General features: G+C 41.4%; 17 protein-coding genes, 1 pseudogene and 1 riboswitch. Of the genes and pseudogenes, 14 read left to right on the top strand and 4 right to left on the bottom strand.

Annotated features, from left to right (window positions below; translation table 11 throughout):
- The first annotated feature begins 249 nt into the window (after positions 1-249).
- From ACRWSG_RS06380 to ACRWSG_RS06325, 12 genes and pseudogenes are all read left to right on the top strand, one after another.
- On the top strand, positions 250-534 hold the full coding sequence (locus tag ACRWSG_RS06380; protein WP_462165915.1) for a type IV pili methyl-accepting chemotaxis transducer N-terminal domain-containing protein: 285 nt from the start codon (positions 250-252) through the stop codon (positions 532-534).
- Between the two features lie 76 nt (positions 535-610).
- Positions 611-1,456, top strand: coding sequence for a HAMP domain-containing protein (locus ACRWSG_RS06375; protein ID WP_462165914.1), 846 nt, complete (start codon positions 611-613; stop codon positions 1,454-1,456).
- The gene (locus tag ACRWSG_RS06370) at positions 1,413-2,072 is read left to right on the top strand and encodes a histidine kinase (protein ID WP_462165913.1); all 660 of its coding nucleotides are present in this window, start codon (positions 1,413-1,415) and stop codon (positions 2,070-2,072) included. The genes ACRWSG_RS06375 and ACRWSG_RS06370 overlap by 44 nt, the downstream gene beginning before the upstream one ends.
- A 110-nt stretch (positions 2,073-2,182) precedes the next feature.
- A riboswitch (molybdenum cofactor riboswitch) is annotated at positions 2,183-2,312 on the top strand.
- A complete protein-coding gene (moaA, locus tag ACRWSG_RS06365; RefSeq protein ID WP_199529959.1) occupies positions 2,300-3,271 on the top strand; it encodes a GTP 3',8-cyclase MoaA in 972 nt (323 codons plus the stop codon). Its footprint overlaps the riboswitch before it by 13 nt.
- A 1-nt stretch (position 3,272) precedes the next feature.
- Positions 3,273-3,869 (top strand): molybdenum cofactor guanylyltransferase, encoded by a 597-nt coding sequence (mobA, locus tag ACRWSG_RS06360; protein WP_462165912.1) that lies wholly within the window; start codon positions 3,273-3,275, stop codon positions 3,867-3,869.
- Positions 3,833-4,384: a molybdenum cofactor biosynthesis protein B gene (moaB, locus tag ACRWSG_RS06355; RefSeq protein ID WP_166339501.1), complete on the top strand. Its 552-nt coding sequence runs from the start codon at positions 3,833-3,835 to the stop codon at positions 4,382-4,384. The genes mobA and moaB overlap by 37 nt, the downstream gene beginning before the upstream one ends.
- The gene (gene moaC / locus ACRWSG_RS06350; RefSeq protein WP_462165911.1) at positions 4,384-4,878 is read left to right on the top strand and encodes a cyclic pyranopterin monophosphate synthase MoaC; all 495 of its coding nucleotides are present in this window, start codon (positions 4,384-4,386) and stop codon (positions 4,876-4,878) included. Before moaB ends, moaC begins: the two co-directional genes overlap by 1 nt.
- A complete protein-coding gene (gene moaD / locus ACRWSG_RS06345) occupies positions 4,871-5,116 on the top strand; it encodes a molybdopterin converting factor subunit 1 (RefSeq protein WP_166339497.1) in 246 nt (81 codons plus the stop codon). Before moaC ends, moaD begins: the two co-directional genes overlap by 8 nt.
- Positions 5,117-5,118: 2 nt before the next feature.
- Positions 5,119-5,569, top strand: a pseudogene (locus ACRWSG_RS06340) (molybdenum cofactor biosynthesis protein MoaE).
- 1 nt (position 5,570) lies between these two features.
- Positions 5,571-6,314, top strand: a complete 744-nt coding sequence (gene modA / locus ACRWSG_RS06335; RefSeq protein WP_462165910.1) for a molybdate ABC transporter substrate-binding protein — start codon at positions 5,571-5,573, stop codon at positions 6,312-6,314.
- On the top strand, positions 6,311-7,021 hold the full coding sequence (modB, locus tag ACRWSG_RS06330; protein ID WP_462165909.1) for a molybdate ABC transporter permease subunit: 711 nt from the start codon (positions 6,311-6,313) through the stop codon (positions 7,019-7,021). Before modA ends, modB begins: the two co-directional genes overlap by 4 nt.
- Entirely contained in the window at positions 7,014-8,174 is a 1,161-nt protein-coding gene (locus tag ACRWSG_RS06325; RefSeq protein WP_462165907.1) for an ATP-binding cassette domain-containing protein, read from the top strand. Before modB ends, ACRWSG_RS06325 begins: the two co-directional genes overlap by 8 nt.
- Here the strand turns inward: ACRWSG_RS06325 and ACRWSG_RS06320 are convergent.
- From ACRWSG_RS06320 to narL, 3 genes are read right to left on the bottom strand one after another with little or no spacing between them, the layout of a single operon-like run.
- The gene (locus ACRWSG_RS06320; protein ID WP_244664404.1) at positions 8,145-8,429 is read right to left on the bottom strand and encodes a hypothetical protein; all 285 of its coding nucleotides are present in this window, start codon (positions 8,427-8,429) and stop codon (positions 8,145-8,147) included. The two genes, ACRWSG_RS06325 and ACRWSG_RS06320, sit on opposite strands and share 30 nt — an antisense overlap.
- Positions 8,430-8,445: 16 nt before the next feature.
- Positions 8,446-9,702, bottom strand: coding sequence for a molybdopterin molybdotransferase MoeA (moeA, locus tag ACRWSG_RS06315; protein WP_462165906.1), 1,257 nt, complete (start codon positions 9,700-9,702; stop codon positions 8,446-8,448).
- 2 nt (positions 9,703-9,704) lie between these two features.
- The gene (narL, locus tag ACRWSG_RS06310; protein ID WP_166339483.1) at positions 9,705-10,358 is read right to left on the bottom strand and encodes a two-component system response regulator NarL; all 654 of its coding nucleotides are present in this window, start codon (positions 10,356-10,358) and stop codon (positions 9,705-9,707) included.
- A 269-nt stretch (positions 10,359-10,627) separates the two neighbouring features.
- Here narL and ACRWSG_RS06305 point away from each other — a divergent pair, with 269 nt between their 5' ends.
- Positions 10,628-12,241: an MFS transporter gene (locus tag ACRWSG_RS06305; protein WP_166339481.1), complete on the top strand. Its 1,614-nt coding sequence runs from the start codon at positions 10,628-10,630 to the stop codon at positions 12,239-12,241.
- 73 nt (positions 12,242-12,314) lie between these two features.
- Entirely contained in the window at positions 12,315-12,686 is a 372-nt protein-coding gene (locus ACRWSG_RS06300; RefSeq protein ID WP_199529954.1) for a ribonucleotide reductase subunit alpha, read from the top strand.
- 75 nt (positions 12,687-12,761) lie between these two features.
- On the opposite strand, the gene ACRWSG_RS06295 is transcribed toward ACRWSG_RS06300, so the two are convergent.
- Positions 12,762-14,399: a protein kinase domain-containing protein gene (locus ACRWSG_RS06295; protein WP_462165903.1), complete on the bottom strand. Its 1,638-nt coding sequence runs from the start codon at positions 14,397-14,399 to the stop codon at positions 12,762-12,764.
- Between the last annotated feature and the right edge of the window lie 151 nt (positions 14,400-14,550).

The raw sequence follows: 14,550 nt of genomic DNA, 5'->3' as shown, positions 1-14,550 counted from the left end.
TGCTCAATTTTAGTGCGCTACCCATAGGCACTTCGACTAGCAGACAGCTACATTGCGAAACTTAATATAGTGCTTCGGCTGTACAGTACATTGATGTAGGTCACTATCTCAATATGATGTAAGTTAATGAAAATAATAAAGATACCCACAAATAGGTAGTGTCATTTTCACGTGTTTATGGTGAAAATAGTGGCCTTGGTATCATTCAAGCGTTATGGTTTTATAAAAGTGAAAGGGTGAGAATTTATTGTGGGTATTCGACTCAAAGAACTAAAAAGTACGTTCAATGGCTCGGTGATGATTTACATCAAGGGCTCCTTAGTCGGGATTATTAGTTTAGCAATATGCACGTTATTCTCGTCGTATTGGATCACTGAGTTAGCTGATTTGGATGCGCGCGCCATTAACTTAAGTGGCTCGTTGCGTATGGAGTCATATCAGCTTGGTATGCTGAGATTAGAACAGCAGCAGGAGCAGTTAGCCGTACAAATCAAATTGTTTGAGGATAAACTTCAAGAATCCAATATTTATTAAGCTACAAGATGATCCTCACTTATCGCCCTTGTGGCAGTCACTAGTAACGCATTGGCACCAAAATCTAAAACCCACCTTGCAAACAGGCTCAATTGAAGACAAGGCTCATTTACATCAGCAGGTAATTTTACTGGCAGGGTATGCAGACAAGTTTGTATCAGAGGTGCAAGTTCAGGCCGAGAATAAAATACGATTACTTCGTTCGATACAACTTGCTGCATTGTTTATTACTTTATTAGTGGGAATTTTTACTTTGCATTTGATCAGTCTCAGAGTTGAGAAACCAATGGCTGAACTAACCCATGCGGCCTATGCAATTGGCAAAGGAAACTTTACATACCACGTAAACCTCAAAGGAGATGATGAACTTGCGTTATTAGGAGCAACGCTAAACCACACATGTAATGCAATCGCATCAATGTATGGGCAGTTAGAGCGGCGAGTGAAAGAACAAACCAAAGAGCTTGAGTTGAATAATCAAGCCTTATCTTTTTTGTTCAAAACAGTGCGTATGTTGTTAGAAACACCACAAGAAAAGCTCAACTTTCAACAAACGTTTGATGAGTTAGCAGAGTTGATAGAAGTTGAAGATATTGAGCTTTGCTTGATGACGGCAAGTGGCGATAGACCCTATAGCCAAATCAAGCCAAGCACTGATGAACATCCATTTTGTGCCAACCAAGATTGTGGTCAATGCACAGGAAATGGGGCGTTTATTTTAGTTGACCAACCAACTGTAACGCGCTTTCCATTACTGTATGGAAGTCGCAACTACGGTGTTATTGTTTTACGTGGCTCAGAAAAATTTAGCTCAGATTCTTGGCAAGTACAATTGGTTCAGTCTGTTGCTGATCAGGTCGCACTGTCGTTAAATTTACATGATCAGCAAGAATCAGTCTCGAAGAATTGCACTTTTACATGAGCGCACAGTGATTGCTAGAGAGTTACACGACTCACTAGCGCAAGCACTCTCCTATTTGAAAATCCAAGTAACTCGTTTAACCAAAACGCAAGAAAAAGAAAAATATGAACTGCAACAGCCCATTATTGATGAATTAAAAACAGGATTAGATGCGGCATACCGACAGTTGCGGGAGTTGTTAACCACTTTCCGCTTAAAAATGGTGGGAGAAGGACTTGAAGCGGCGCTAGAAAAAACCATAGAGCAACTGGCAGATCAGAGCAATATGCAGTTTCATCTAAACTTTAAGATAAGTGAAGTGCCCTTATCACCGATGGAAGAAATCCATTTATTACAAATAGCCCGAGAAGCAAGCCAAAATTGTGTACATCACAGTCAAGGAAATAATGCTTGGATCAGTCTTACTCTAGGGGCTGATAAGCATGTTGAGTTGTTGGTTAAAGATGATGGTATAGGTCTTAGCAACAGTCGAGATAAGCTTAACCATTATGGTATGGCTATTATGCAAGAAAGAGCAAAGCACTTACACGGCGAGTTATTTGTTGAAGACAGCAAACCCGGTGGCGCTGAAGTGAAATTGGTATTTCGCCCTGTGGGAGGAACTCAGAATTATTGAATATTGATTTGTAATTTTTATATTAATAAAAATATACCTTTACCACCTTTGGGGTAGGTTCAACCACCCCCTCTTTTGTATAGTGTTTTTTTTGCTGACTCTCTAAGCTTAAACCAGTTTAACGCTGAAGTACTTCCACCTAAACTTTCTGAGCATGGTGGCTGTACCGTGGTTTACCACCGGGTTTATAGAGAAATGTATAGGCCTCCCGATTTGGAAAGGCTGTGATGTTGCAAGATAGTTTTAATAGAAAATTTAGTTATTTACGCTTGTCAGTTACTGAAGTATGTAACTTTAAGTGTAATTACTGTTTACCAGATGGCTATCAGTGTGATTCACGCCCTAAAACACTTAATGTTGAGCAGTTGCGAATTTTAGTGGCTGCATTTGCTAAAGCAGGCACTGAAAAAATTCGCCTAACAGGCGGCGAGCCAACATTAAGACGTGACCTACCAGAAATCATCGCTATGTGCCGACAAACATCGGGCATACATACCGTTGCCTTGACCACCAATGGCTATCGTTTACTCGACAAACTTCCTCGTCTTGTAGACAGCGGTTTAACTAACTTAAACCTCAGTGCCGATAGTTTAAACCCGCATACTTTCGCACAAATCACAGGCAGTAATAGCCTTAAAGAGGTGTTAGCGTGTGTTGATAAAGCACTTACGTTGGGTATAAAAAAAGTAAAATTAAATGCTGTTTTGCTCAAGCAATATAATGGCAGGGAATTGCAGCAATTTCTTAACTATATCAAAGATAAAGCCGTTAGTTTTCGATTTATTGAACTGATGCAAACCGGTGATAATCAAGCTTATTTTAGCGAGCAGCATGTACGTGGTGAAACCTTAAAACAGCAGCTATTAACATCGGGTTGGCGTGTATTAGCAAAAGAGCCAAACGCTGGCCCCGCAGAAGAATTTTACCATCCAAATTATGCCGGTACGATTGGACTCATAATGCCTTACAGTAAAGATTTTTGTGCCAGTTGTAATCGGCTCAGAGTATCCGCTGACGGTAAGTTACATTTATGTTTATTTGGCGAAGCCAATGATGATTTGATGCCTTGGATTGCAAACCAAGATATTGAAGGCTTAAAACTGCACTTATCAAGCAGTGTTCTTAGCAAGTGGCAAGGACATCAATTGCACAACGGCAATGCTGGACTGACTAAACAGCTGGCAATGTTAGGGGGCTAAAATGTTATTAGGTATTGTGCTTGCTGGTGACCAGTCGCGACGTATGGGGACAGATAAAGCAATGCTCACCGTAAAAGGAAAAACACAATTGCAGCGAGCAACTGATTGTTTAGTTAATGCGGGTTGTGAGCAAATAGCAATTAGCCGTAACGAAGTAGGATTTGTTACTGATCAGTTTTTACAGCAAGGGCCTTTGGCGGGGATCCAAGCCTGTTTAGCTGCTTACCAGTGCCACGAAGCGGTTGTGATCCCTGTAGATATGCCTTTAATTGAGTCACGCAGCATTGCAGCTCTTATTCAGTTTGGCAGAACGCAGGGGCATTCGTGTTATTTCGAATCCAGTGCATTACCTTGCTACCTATCTGATTTAGAAGTTGCTAAAGCGCAATGTATGCAGCGTTTACAACATGGAAAACGCTCAATAAATGGTTTTTTACAGGCGATAGCAGCTAAGCCATTAAGGTTTAAGCAAAACAACTTAGCTAAATATGAGTTACTTAATTCTAATACACCGCAGCAATGGCAGTTGGCGCAACATTTAATGATAAATAAGGAGCGAGCATGGGACGGGCAACATCACAGTCATTTATCCCGCTAAATATTGTTTTATTAACCGTAAGTAATACGCGCTCAATAGAACAAGACACTGCGGGAAAGTTACTCGTAAAGCTCATTGTTGAAAGCGGGCATCGTATACAAGAGCGAGTGATCAGCAAAGCTAATCTATATCAAGTACGTGCTCAGGTTGCAAATTGGATAGCGAGCGAGAGTGTACAAGTGGTGTTAATTGCTGGTGGCACAGGCCTGACTCGTGATGACATTACCCCGCGAGCCATTGAAGGACTATTCGATAAACAAATCAATGGTTTTGGTGAGCTGTTTAGACATGTTTCGTATCAGCAAATAGGCACTTCAACACTACAATCAAATGCGTTGGCAGGGATGGCAAATGGTACTTTAGTGGTTGCCATGCCGGGTAGCCCAAAGGCGTGTGAAACTGCTTGGCAGCATATTTTAGTTGAACAATTAGATAGCCGTCATGGCCCCTGTAATTTTGTTGCACAATTAAAGCAGGTGAGTGCAACGCAATGTGGATCGCGAGGTGAAGGCTAATGCAGTTAACGCATATTGATGAAACCGGCCAAGCTGCAATGGTTGATGTGGCAAATAAAGCAGTCACAATCAGAGAAGCTAAAGCGCAGGCTATTGTAAAAATGCAGGCCAATACCTTGGCACTGATTTGTCAAAATCAACTTAAAAAAGGCGATGTGTTAGCGGTTGCCAGAATTGCAGGCATTCAAGCAGCTAAAAAAACAGCTGATTTAATTCCTCTTTGCCATCCTTTGGCATTAAGCAAAGTGGCGGTTGAGTTTAATGTCGATGAACTCAACTCAACGATTCAAATTAATAGTTATTGTAAGTTAGCGGGACAAACTGGCGTAGAAATGGAGGCGTTAACCGCCGTATCAGTTGCATCATTAACAATGATTGATATGTGTAAAGCGGTTGATCAAGCAATGACGGTTGATTCGTTATGTGTGACATACAAAACGGGTGACCAGCGAGGAACTTATCAGCGAAGCAACGAGGAGCTAGTAAATGAATAAGGTGTTATTTTTTGCCCAATTAAGGGAGCGTCTAGGTTGCGACACTCTGGTTGTTGATGCAGCTGGCTTATCTGTTCAGGCGTTAAAGCAGCAACTTGCCCAAAAAAGCCCACAATGGCACGACTGGCTGCTTAATAAAGATGTACTTGTTGCTGTTAATCAAGAATTGGTAGATGAGCAAACACACATTGAGCTACAGGATGAAATAGCTATGTTCCCACCGGTAACCGGAGGATAATAATGATCCGCGTTCAAGAGCAAGATTTTGATTTAGGGGAAGAATACCAAGCTTTGGTAGCTGATGACAGCACATCTGGAGCAGTGGTGTTGTTTGTAGGGCGCGTACGGGATTTAAATCAAGGCCATAAAGTCCATGATTTATACCTTGAGCATTATCCGGCCATGACAACAAAGTATTTACAGCAGCTTGAAAACCAAGCACTAGAATTATGGCCGATAGAAAAAGTAACCCTTATTCATCGAGTAGGGAAGTTGTCTTTACAAGAATCAAATAGTACTTGTGGCAGTGTCGAGCGCGCATCGAGAAGCAGCATTTGAAGCTGCCGAGTACCTGATGGATTTATTAAAAACCAATGCCCCATTTTGGAAAAAAGAACACATTGAAGGAGAGCAAACTCGTTGGGTTGAAGCAAACCATAAAGACACGATCGCAGCAGCACAGTGGGGCTAAAATGCGTCAATTTTTTAAGCATGGATATTTTGTTTTACTGTTAGTCAGTGTACTTGTAATTAAAACAGCAAGGGCCGATAACTCAAGCGCACAATTAACCATAGCCTGCTCAGCAAATTTTAGTGCCACAATGGAGCAGTTAACTGCGTTATTTATTGCAGCCTATGATCAGCCCATTGCAATTAAAGTATCAACGGCTTCTTCGGGAACATTGGCGACGCAAATTATGCATGGTGCGCCATTTGATTTGTTTTTTTCTGCTGATAAAGCTTACCCCGCACGCCTGAATAAACAAGGAATAGGTATCGAAACAGCTCAATACGCTGCGGGTGTATTAGTTTTGTATGCAAATAAGCAAAATGTAACTCTCGAACAATTAACAAGCAATGCCCGCAATTTAACGCTGGCCATTGCAAACCCTAAATATGCGCCTTACGGAAAAGCGGCAATTCAGGCGCTTGAGCAACTACAATTTAAACCAAAGCGTCTTATAAGAGGTAACTCGGTGCTACATGCTTTTCAATATGTTGACAGTGGTCATGCTGATTTGGGTTTTGTTGCGAAAAGCGTATTGTGGCCACAGCAGCAAGCTAAAGCGATTGAAATTCCACAAAGCTGGTATGAGCCTATCACGCAAGATGTACTACTGCTCTCAACATCAAGCCATGCCCGTGCTTTTTTTGAGTTTATGCAAAGCAAGCCTGCTCATACTTTAATTCAAAAAATGGGTTATAAATTGCCATGAGTGAAGGCGATTTACAGGCGATTTATTTAACCCTTAAGCTCGCTTCGTTAACAACCTTAAGCTTGCTTGTGATCTGCGTACCGTGTGCGTATTGGTTGGCGCGCAGTCGGCATGGCGTAAAGCCTTTAATCGAAACGCTCGTGACCTTACCGTTAGTCTTGCCGCCAACAGTGATTGGTTATTATTTTTTAGTTCTTTTTTCTCCTAATCAAGGGCTTGGGCTTTGGTTGAATGAAGTGTTAGGTGTGCAATTGGTGTTTAGCTTTTCAGGTATTTTTTTAGCATCAATAATCTATAGTTTACCTTTTACATTTAGGCCGTTACAAAGTGCTTTTGAGCAATTGCCCACTGATTTATATCAGGCCGGTTCATTGCTCGGCTTTTCACCTGTAAAGCAGTTTTTTTTAATTTTATTACCGACTATCAAGCCAACATTATTAACAGCAGCAACATTGAGCTTTGCCCACACGATTGGTGAGTTTGGAGTAATATTAATGATTGGTGGTAATATTCCTGGGGAAACACAGGTTGTATCGCTCGCTATTTTTGATCATGTAGAAAGTTTAGATTTACAAGCAGCAGACTCATTAGCAGGGCTAATGCTGGTTTTTTCGTTTGTGACGGTTTTTGTTTGTCAGTGGTGGCAACGACAAAGTACTCAAATGAATGAACTAGCTAGCACGGCTTTGCGAGGTCAATGTGACTGACGTAGCGTTCAAAGACACTGTGGCTGATTTTAATATCACCATTGAGCAACCTGTTAAGCAGCATTTGATTTGCTCTCTAGAAAGTCAACACATTGCGGTTTTGCTGGCTCCAAGCGGTGCAGGCAAAACAAGTTTATTTAATGCCATAGCAGGTTTATCTCAGTGCTTGGGAAATATTCAAGTGGCGGCTGAGCCGCAAGAACGTTTACCCACCTATCAGCGCCATATTGCTTATGTGACCCAATCTGCTTTGCCATTTAGCGGTATCACTGTGGCTAAACTCATTAAGTTAGTTACTCAGCAGCAAGCGACCCCTTTTGATGTGAGCTGGGCTATTGAACCATTAGGATTAAGCGATAAATTAACAACCCCGTGCCAGCAATTAAGCGGTGGTCAAAAACAGCGTGTTGCATTGTTGCTAGCCATGCTAAAAGGAGCACCTTTGTTACTTTTGGATGAAGTGCTTTGTGGCTTAGATCAAACTAGCAAACGTCATTGTATTGCGGTTATTCGTCATTATTTAAAATTAGCTAATGCAGCAGCCTTAGTTGCGTGTCATCAGTTTGAAGACATATTAGCACTCGCAGACTCAACACTTTTACAGTTAAAGCAAGGTGATAATCAAGTTTGGCAAGCTTACCCCGTCGAAAGTGGTTTGCGTCATTATCAGCAAGCCGGCTTATCCTCAGAGCAGCAACAAGCGGTTAAGGCTGTGCGTTCAGCCAGTGAGTTTGTATCTACCTTTAGTGCCACAGTTATTGCGCATCATTATGAGTTAGGGTTAAGTGAGTATCAGGTGGGGCAGCAGCGCTGCTTTACGCGATTAAATGCTCATCATACAGAGCTGCAAACCGTTTCACTTATGCTCAGGGCTAACCGTGTTGGTCTTGCAAAAAATGCCCTTTGCCAAAGTAGTTTTGTGAATCAATTAAAAGTACAGATTGAACACATCAAAGAGGTGAGCTGGCAAGGTGAAAAGGGCACATTAATCTCTGTAAGATTACCAACTCATGCAGGGGCGCATTTGATCAATGTGTGGATCACGCAATTATCTTATATCCAACTGCAGCCTCAATTATCACAAACGTGGTATTTAATTGGTAAAGCAGATGCAATGCATTGCTCAGGGCGATACGAGATTGTTTCTGACTAATCCGCGTCTGACATTTTTACATAGTTTTGCAAAGCGAGATATTTCATCAAAGTGAGGGATGGTGCCAATGCTCAGTTGGTGCTCCCAGTAACATAGCTCAGTATCAACAAGTTCCATAAGCTTTTTGGGACAACCTACGCAGGAGTTATTAGGGCCGCAAAAAAAGGTATCGGGCTCGTACAGAGGCAGCTCATCTTTAACTTGCGCGATGAGCTGGTACATAGCAGTGACACGATCTGGTTTTTTTGCGTTCATTATGCTGCTTAAAAAACTAATTAAGTGCGATATCAAATGGTTGAAAAGCAACAATATCGCCACTTTGCCACTGTGATTGGTTTGCATCAAGAATAAGATAACCCGTGCTTTTGCTAAAGGTGCTTAAAAACCCGGAACCTTGTCCTTTAAGTGGCGTAATGACTGTGCCTGCTTCTGTATGCGATAAGGTCGCTCGCATAAACTCTGTTCTTCCCGTTTTTTTACTAACGGCGCTCGCTAAGGGTAAACGTAAGTTTGGTGTTGCTGTGATTGATTCACCGGCCATTTTTCTGAGCGCAGGTAAGGCGAGTTGATGCAAGGTGACTAAGCTTGAAACTGGGTTGCCCGGTAAGCCCATAAAACGCTTTGCAAACATGTGAACGTTTTTCTTTTTAAAATGGCCATAAGCAAAGGGTTTACCAGGTTTAATTGCGACTTTCCAAAATTGCATGCTGCCAAGTTGAGTTAACACCGCTTTGGTGTGATCTGCCTCACCAACTGATACACCACCTGATGAAATAACCACATCAGCACTTTCAATCGCTTGCTCAAAGGCTGCTTTTAGCGCATTTGGGTCATCATTAATAATGCCGAAGTCCAGCACCTCAAACCCTAAGTTATTTAATAAACATGCAGAGCTATAGCGATTGCTGTCAAAAATTCCCTCATTAGCACGTTGGCAACCAGGCTCAAATATTTCATCGCCAGTAGATAAAATAGCGACTTTTAGTGGCTTGTATACGTTAACACTTGCAATGCCTAATGATGCTAACATGCCAATGTCTGCTGCTTTTAGACGATGACCTTTGGTAAAAATTGTCTCGCCTTTTGTGATGTCTTCACCTTGGTAGCGCACATTTTGCGCTTTTTTTGAGGGGCTACTAAAAGTGATAAAATCGCCATCAACAGTATTGTTCACAATCGCTTGCTCTTGCATAACAACAGTATCAAAGCCTTCAGGAATAGGGGCGCCTGTCATGATGCGAATGCAACCACCTTGTTGCCATTGCCCGCTATACGCATTACCAGCAAAGGCTGTGCCTAGTAGCTTAAATTTAGAATAAACACTGAGATCGTTAAATTTAAATGCGTAGCCGTCCATCGCTGAGTTGTTATAACTAGGTACATTGATATCAGCAATAATGGGCTCGGCAATAATTCGTTGATGTGCGAGTTTTAACGGCACCGTTTCGCTTTCGACACAGGGGGTATTGTCATCAATAAGTGCTTGGCGAGCCTCTTCAAAAGGTAAAAATAAAGCGGACTGCGACATTATTATGATCCTTTTTGTTGATTGATCATCCACACTGCAGCTTCAACACGCGAGCGCAAATCTAATTTTTTTAGTAGATGTTTTACATGTACTTTTACAGTGCCATCTGAAATATCGAGTTCTCGTGCAATGAGTTTATTTGATAACCCTTTGGCAATGAGTTTTAAAATTTCAAACTCACGGCTAGTTAGCGTATTAATAAGATTCGCTTTTTGTGATACATCAGGTTTGCGAATGGCTTGAGCGAGTATGTCGGTGAGTTTTTCACTTAGCACCATTTTACCAACCGCAGCTTGTTTCATTTTTTCAAGAATTTCTTCAGGATCCATATCTTTTAATAGGTAGCCATCTGCACCGTAGCTAATTGCAGTTAATACATCTTCATCGTTATCTGACACGGTAAGCATAATTATTCTCGCAGTAACATCCTGTAGGCGCATGGCTTTGAGTGTTTCAAGGCCATCCATTCCTTGCATATTAAGATCAAGAATAATTAGGTCAGGATCGTGTTCTACTGCTAAGGCAAGCCCTTCTTTGCCATTGGAGGCTTCTGCGATGATCGTAAGTTCATCTTCAAGTTCAATGAGTTGCCTTAACCCTTTGCGTAATAAAGGGTGGTCGTCAATTAATAAAACGGTAGATTCTGAAACACTCATGCTTGACTCAATTTTTCACTTAGCTTGGAAACGGTTGCAATTATCTTAGCGTGGAACAAGTTAGGGTTCATCTAAAACAATAAAGCTACTCCCAATAACCTATCAGCCTTATTAATTATTTATTTAAAAACAGGTTGTTAGGGTTTTTTATACCCATTTATAGGTAGTAGTTAGTAGTGCTTGTTTTAATTCTGTTACCCATCTATGTGAATTGTACTGCCTTGATATTATGACCATAGTGGCCGTATCTAATAAATAAGGAGCGGCAAATGGCTGATCTAATAAGGTGGGAGCCCGAAAATGAAGGGTTTTGGGAATCCCAAGGCAAAAAAATAGCGCAAAGAAACCTGTGGATTTCGATACCAAGTTTGCTTTGTGGTTTCGCAGTTTGGTTATATTGGGGCATTTTAACAGTACAGATGATGAATGCCGGATTCGCATTCACGGCGGATGAGTTATTTACGCTCACGGCGATTGCCGGGTTGTCTGGTGCAACACTACGGATCCCGAGTAGTTTCTTTATTCGCTTTTGCGGTGGTCGAAATACTATTTTCTTTACGACTGCACTGTTGATGATACCTGCATTTTTTACAGGGTTAGCATTGCAAGACCCTACAACCCCTTTATGGCAGTATCAATTGCTAGCCTTACTCTCTGGTTTTGGTGGCGGTAACTTTGCCTCTTCAATGTCAAATATCAGTTTCTTTTTCCCTAAAAAACAACAAGGTTTGGCGCTTGGCCTTAATGCAGGTTTAGGAAACTTTGGTGTCACGACAATGCAAATCCTCATCCCGTTATTTATGACTTATGGAGTATTTGGTGCATTAGGTGGCGATCCAATAACCTTGGTTAGTCCATCGGGTAGCTTAATTGGTAAAATCCCTGCTGGCTCAGATACATGGATACAAAATGGTGGCTATTTATGGTTATTGATTTTGCTTCCTTTATTTTTTGCTTCATGGTTTGGAATGAATAACATTCGAACTCCAGAGGTATCGCCTAATCTAGGTAGCCCGATAAGCGCTTTTGCTATGATTTCGGTGATGCTGTTAATTGGCTTAGCAACCGCGGCGGCAGGGCTTTGGTTAATGCTGCCCGAATCAGCCAATGGTTCAGGTTTAGGCGTACCTAAAGAGTTGGTTTTGGTGTTAGTGGTGACTGTGACTGTGTTTGCGTTGAAAATGTTGCCAGGAGCAATCGGTGAGAGCTTATCAAAGCAGTACCAAATATTTAAAAATAAACACACATGGGTGATGAGTATTATTTACACCATGACTTTTGGTTCATTCATTGGTTTTGCCGCGGCATTCCCGCTTGCTATTAAAGTGATTTTTGGTTTTCAGCATATTGAAGTGGCTGGTGTTATGACCCACGACACAGTAAATCCTAATGGCCCAAGTGCATTAATGTTTGCGTGGATGGCGCCATTTATTGGTGCGTTAATTCGCCCAGTTGGCGGTTGGATTGCCGATAAACTGGGTGGTGCGCTGGTAACACAAGTGTGCTCAGTCGTGATGGTGATTTCATCGCTAGGCGCTGCTTATTACATGAAAGCTGCTTATCAATCAGCGACGCCAGAAGAGTACTTTGTGCCATTCTTTGTTTTGTTTTTAGTGTTGTTTGCTGCAACAGGTATTGGTAATGGTTCAACTTTCCGTACCATTGCAATGGTATTTCCAAAAGAGCAAGCCGGGCCTGTTTTAGGGTGGACATCTGCAGTGGCTGCATATGGTTCATTCTATATCCCAATGGTATTAGGTCAGCAAATTAAAGCAACGACACCAGAGGTGGCACTGATTGGCTTTGCTGCATTTTATGGTGTGTGTGTAATTATTAACTATTGGTTTTATTTAAGAAAAAATGGGGAGTTCTATAACCCTTAATTCTCTCCACTTCTAGAGCCATTAGTCTTTTGGTTTTTGGCTCTTTTTCTTACCTAAAAGTCAGAGGAATACAATGAGTAAGTTTCAAGAGTTACTATCAATGGCTCGCTATCAGCCAGAACAAGTTAAATTATTAATGCTATTTACCAAGGCAAATGTTGAAAACTCACATAATGATGTAAATAAAGGGGTAATTGAGCCGGTGATGTGCGTTGATAAATTGCCAGATGAATTACTTGATTATGAAACCCTGTGCCGTGAAGCCGATGCCATTAATAAAGACTGGGATTTAGTGTTTATTACCAGTATTGCGGCGAGCGTGGAAGCAAGTTTGATTGACAAAAGTATGAAATCAATGGTGAGCGATGTGCAGACGGGGCAAAATACAGCCATGTATGTTGTACTCGACAGAGAAGATAATTTAGTTGAATTAGTGGGTGCTTAGTTTTTACTGAATAAGTACATCATTAATAACAAAGTAATGAACCAAAACCCGCTAACTATCTTCCAAAAAACCAAGCTACTGACCTTTAGGTTCAGGGCTTGGTTTTAAAAAAATTGGGTTAGGGGTGGTGAGATCATTAAGCAAACCCTCAACAGTTTCATAGCGCTCGGTTAAATCAAAACTGACGCCTTTTTGTAGTGCTTTATCAAACCAAACTGGGATTATAGGGTTGTGAGTTGAGGCACTTTGATAACGTAACTTGTCGTAGTCACTCATGCTTGTGCATTGCTCTACACGCTCGCTATAGGGGAGGTGTTTGGTGAACAATTCGTAGCAAATGGTGGCGAGGCTGTAAATATCGCCTTGTACGGCGCTATTTTTACCAACAAGGTAGTTTGGATCTGAATAACTTGCTGTTCCAAGTGCGCCAAGGTGTTCTATTGGGCGGTAGAGTTCTGCGACACCAGCAACAAAAACCGAACCAAAATCAACAAGTTTCACCTCATCATTGGCCAGTATCATAATATTACCCGGTTTTAGATCTTGATGAATAGCATCATTGCTATGAAAGGCTTCAAGCGCTTGTGCAACTTGTTTTACAATGGCAATGGCTCGCTTGGGCTTGAGTGGGTAATTGTTTTCCAGCCAAGTATCTAAGCTTTCACCATTTAACCACTCCATCAGGTAATAGAGGGCGCTACGAGGACGTGTGTGCTGAATAATTTTTACAACATGGGGTGAGTCAATACGACTGCCAATCCACTGCTCTTTAATGAATCTGTCGATGTAGTGATTATCATCTTCAAAATTAGCCGACGGTGTTTTCATGGCAAAGCGTTCACCGGTCTCACAGTCTTCAACTAAATAAAGTTGACTGCGGGGGGAAGAAAAGAGCTCTTCTATTATTTTATAGCCATCTAGTTTCATGCCGGCATTAAGCTCAGGCGGAAAAGGTAATTTGGTTAGCTCTTCGGTAAAGTCACTTTCATCTTGATGGGGTAGCTCATTAATTTTTACCACTACACAACTAATGTTATCGTCACTACCTTGCTCTAATGCCAATTCAGTTAAACGCTCTGACATTGATGCTGTACTACTTTGATGCATTAATGTTTGGATCAGTTGCTGCGTCGATAGAAAATCGTGGATGCCATCACTGCTTAGTAGGTAGATGTCACCTTGTTGTAACTCGACGCTGCAGTAGTCAATGTGTAGGTTGTTATCCATTCCCATGGCACGTGATAAAAATGATTTTCCTTGCCCTAAATGAGTTGTGTGATCTGTGGTAAGTTGCTCGAATATTGCATCTCTTAAGCGATACACTCGGCTGTCGCCAACGTGAAATATATGCCCATGAATTCCTTTAATAACCAAGCTACTAAAGGTTGATAAATAGCCTTTGTTATCATGCACAAACTCATGACTTTTTCTAAAAAGGCGTAAGTTTATTGCCGATAAAACCTGCTCCCCGCTGCGACTGACCGACCAAGTATCAGGGGTTTTAAAATATTCACTTAAAAAGCGTTTGACTGCGGTTTCGCTTGCTTCTTTACCAGCCTCAGCTGAACTCACTCCATCTGCAACACAAAAGGCGCACCCTTTTACATACTTAAGGTATTCATCTTTAGGAACTAAAAAGCCTGCATAGTCTTCATTTATTTCTTTAATGCCACTTGAGGACTTAAATCCAGCATCGATGTGTGTACTTAACATGGCGAGTTATCATTGCTCAGAAGTTACGTAAATAGTGCAAGAAAAGCTGCCCATTGTTCAATATTGAAATAACCATTTTTGCTTAAAGTAAGATTTATGTTATTTGTTCTGGGTATAAAAATACCCAATAAGTGGTAGTTGAGAATTTAAG

This window comes from Pseudoalteromonas sp. GB43 (assembly GCF_054923805.1).
Note: the sequence above shows the minus strand (reverse complement) of the source record. Positions and strands in the feature narration are given on the sequence as shown.

Excerpts from the sequence above, each read along its gene's own strand:
- ACRWSG_RS06370 (WP_462165913.1), top strand. The coding sequence starts at position 1,413 with ATGATCAGCAAGAATCAGTCTCGAAGAATTGCACTTTTACATGAGCGC.
- moaA (WP_199529959.1), top strand. The coding sequence starts at position 2,300 with ATGTTGCAAGATAGTTTTAATAGAAAATTTAGTTATTTACGCTTGTCA.
- mobA (WP_462165912.1), top strand. The coding sequence starts at position 3,273 with ATGTTATTAGGTATTGTGCTTGCTGGTGACCAGTCGCGACGTATGGGG.
- moaB (WP_166339501.1), top strand. The coding sequence starts at position 3,833 with ATGGGACGGGCAACATCACAGTCATTTATCCCGCTAAATATTGTTTTA.
- moaC (WP_462165911.1), top strand. The coding sequence starts at position 4,384 with ATGCAGTTAACGCATATTGATGAAACCGGCCAAGCTGCAATGGTTGAT.
- moaD (WP_166339497.1), top strand. The coding sequence starts at position 4,871 with ATGAATAAGGTGTTATTTTTTGCCCAATTAAGGGAGCGTCTAGGTTGC.
- modA (WP_462165910.1), top strand. The coding sequence starts at position 5,571 with ATGCGTCAATTTTTTAAGCATGGATATTTTGTTTTACTGTTAGTCAGT.
- modB (WP_462165909.1), top strand. The coding sequence starts at position 6,311 with ATGAGTGAAGGCGATTTACAGGCGATTTATTTAACCCTTAAGCTCGCT.
- ACRWSG_RS06320 (WP_244664404.1), bottom strand. The coding sequence starts at position 8,429 with ATGAACGCAAAAAAACCAGATCGTGTCACTGCTATGTACCAGCTCATC.
- moeA (WP_462165906.1), bottom strand. The coding sequence starts at position 9,702 with ATGTCGCAGTCCGCTTTATTTTTACCTTTTGAAGAGGCTCGCCAAGCA.
- narL (WP_166339483.1), bottom strand. The coding sequence starts at position 10,358 with ATGAGTGTTTCAGAATCTACCGTTTTATTAATTGACGACCACCCTTTA.
- ACRWSG_RS06305 (WP_166339481.1), top strand. The coding sequence starts at position 10,628 with ATGGCTGATCTAATAAGGTGGGAGCCCGAAAATGAAGGGTTTTGGGAA.
- ACRWSG_RS06300 (WP_199529954.1), top strand. The coding sequence starts at position 12,315 with ATGAGTAAGTTTCAAGAGTTACTATCAATGGCTCGCTATCAGCCAGAA.
- ACRWSG_RS06295 (WP_462165903.1), bottom strand. The coding sequence starts at position 14,399 with ATGTTAAGTACACACATCGATGCTGGATTTAAGTCCTCAAGTGGCATT.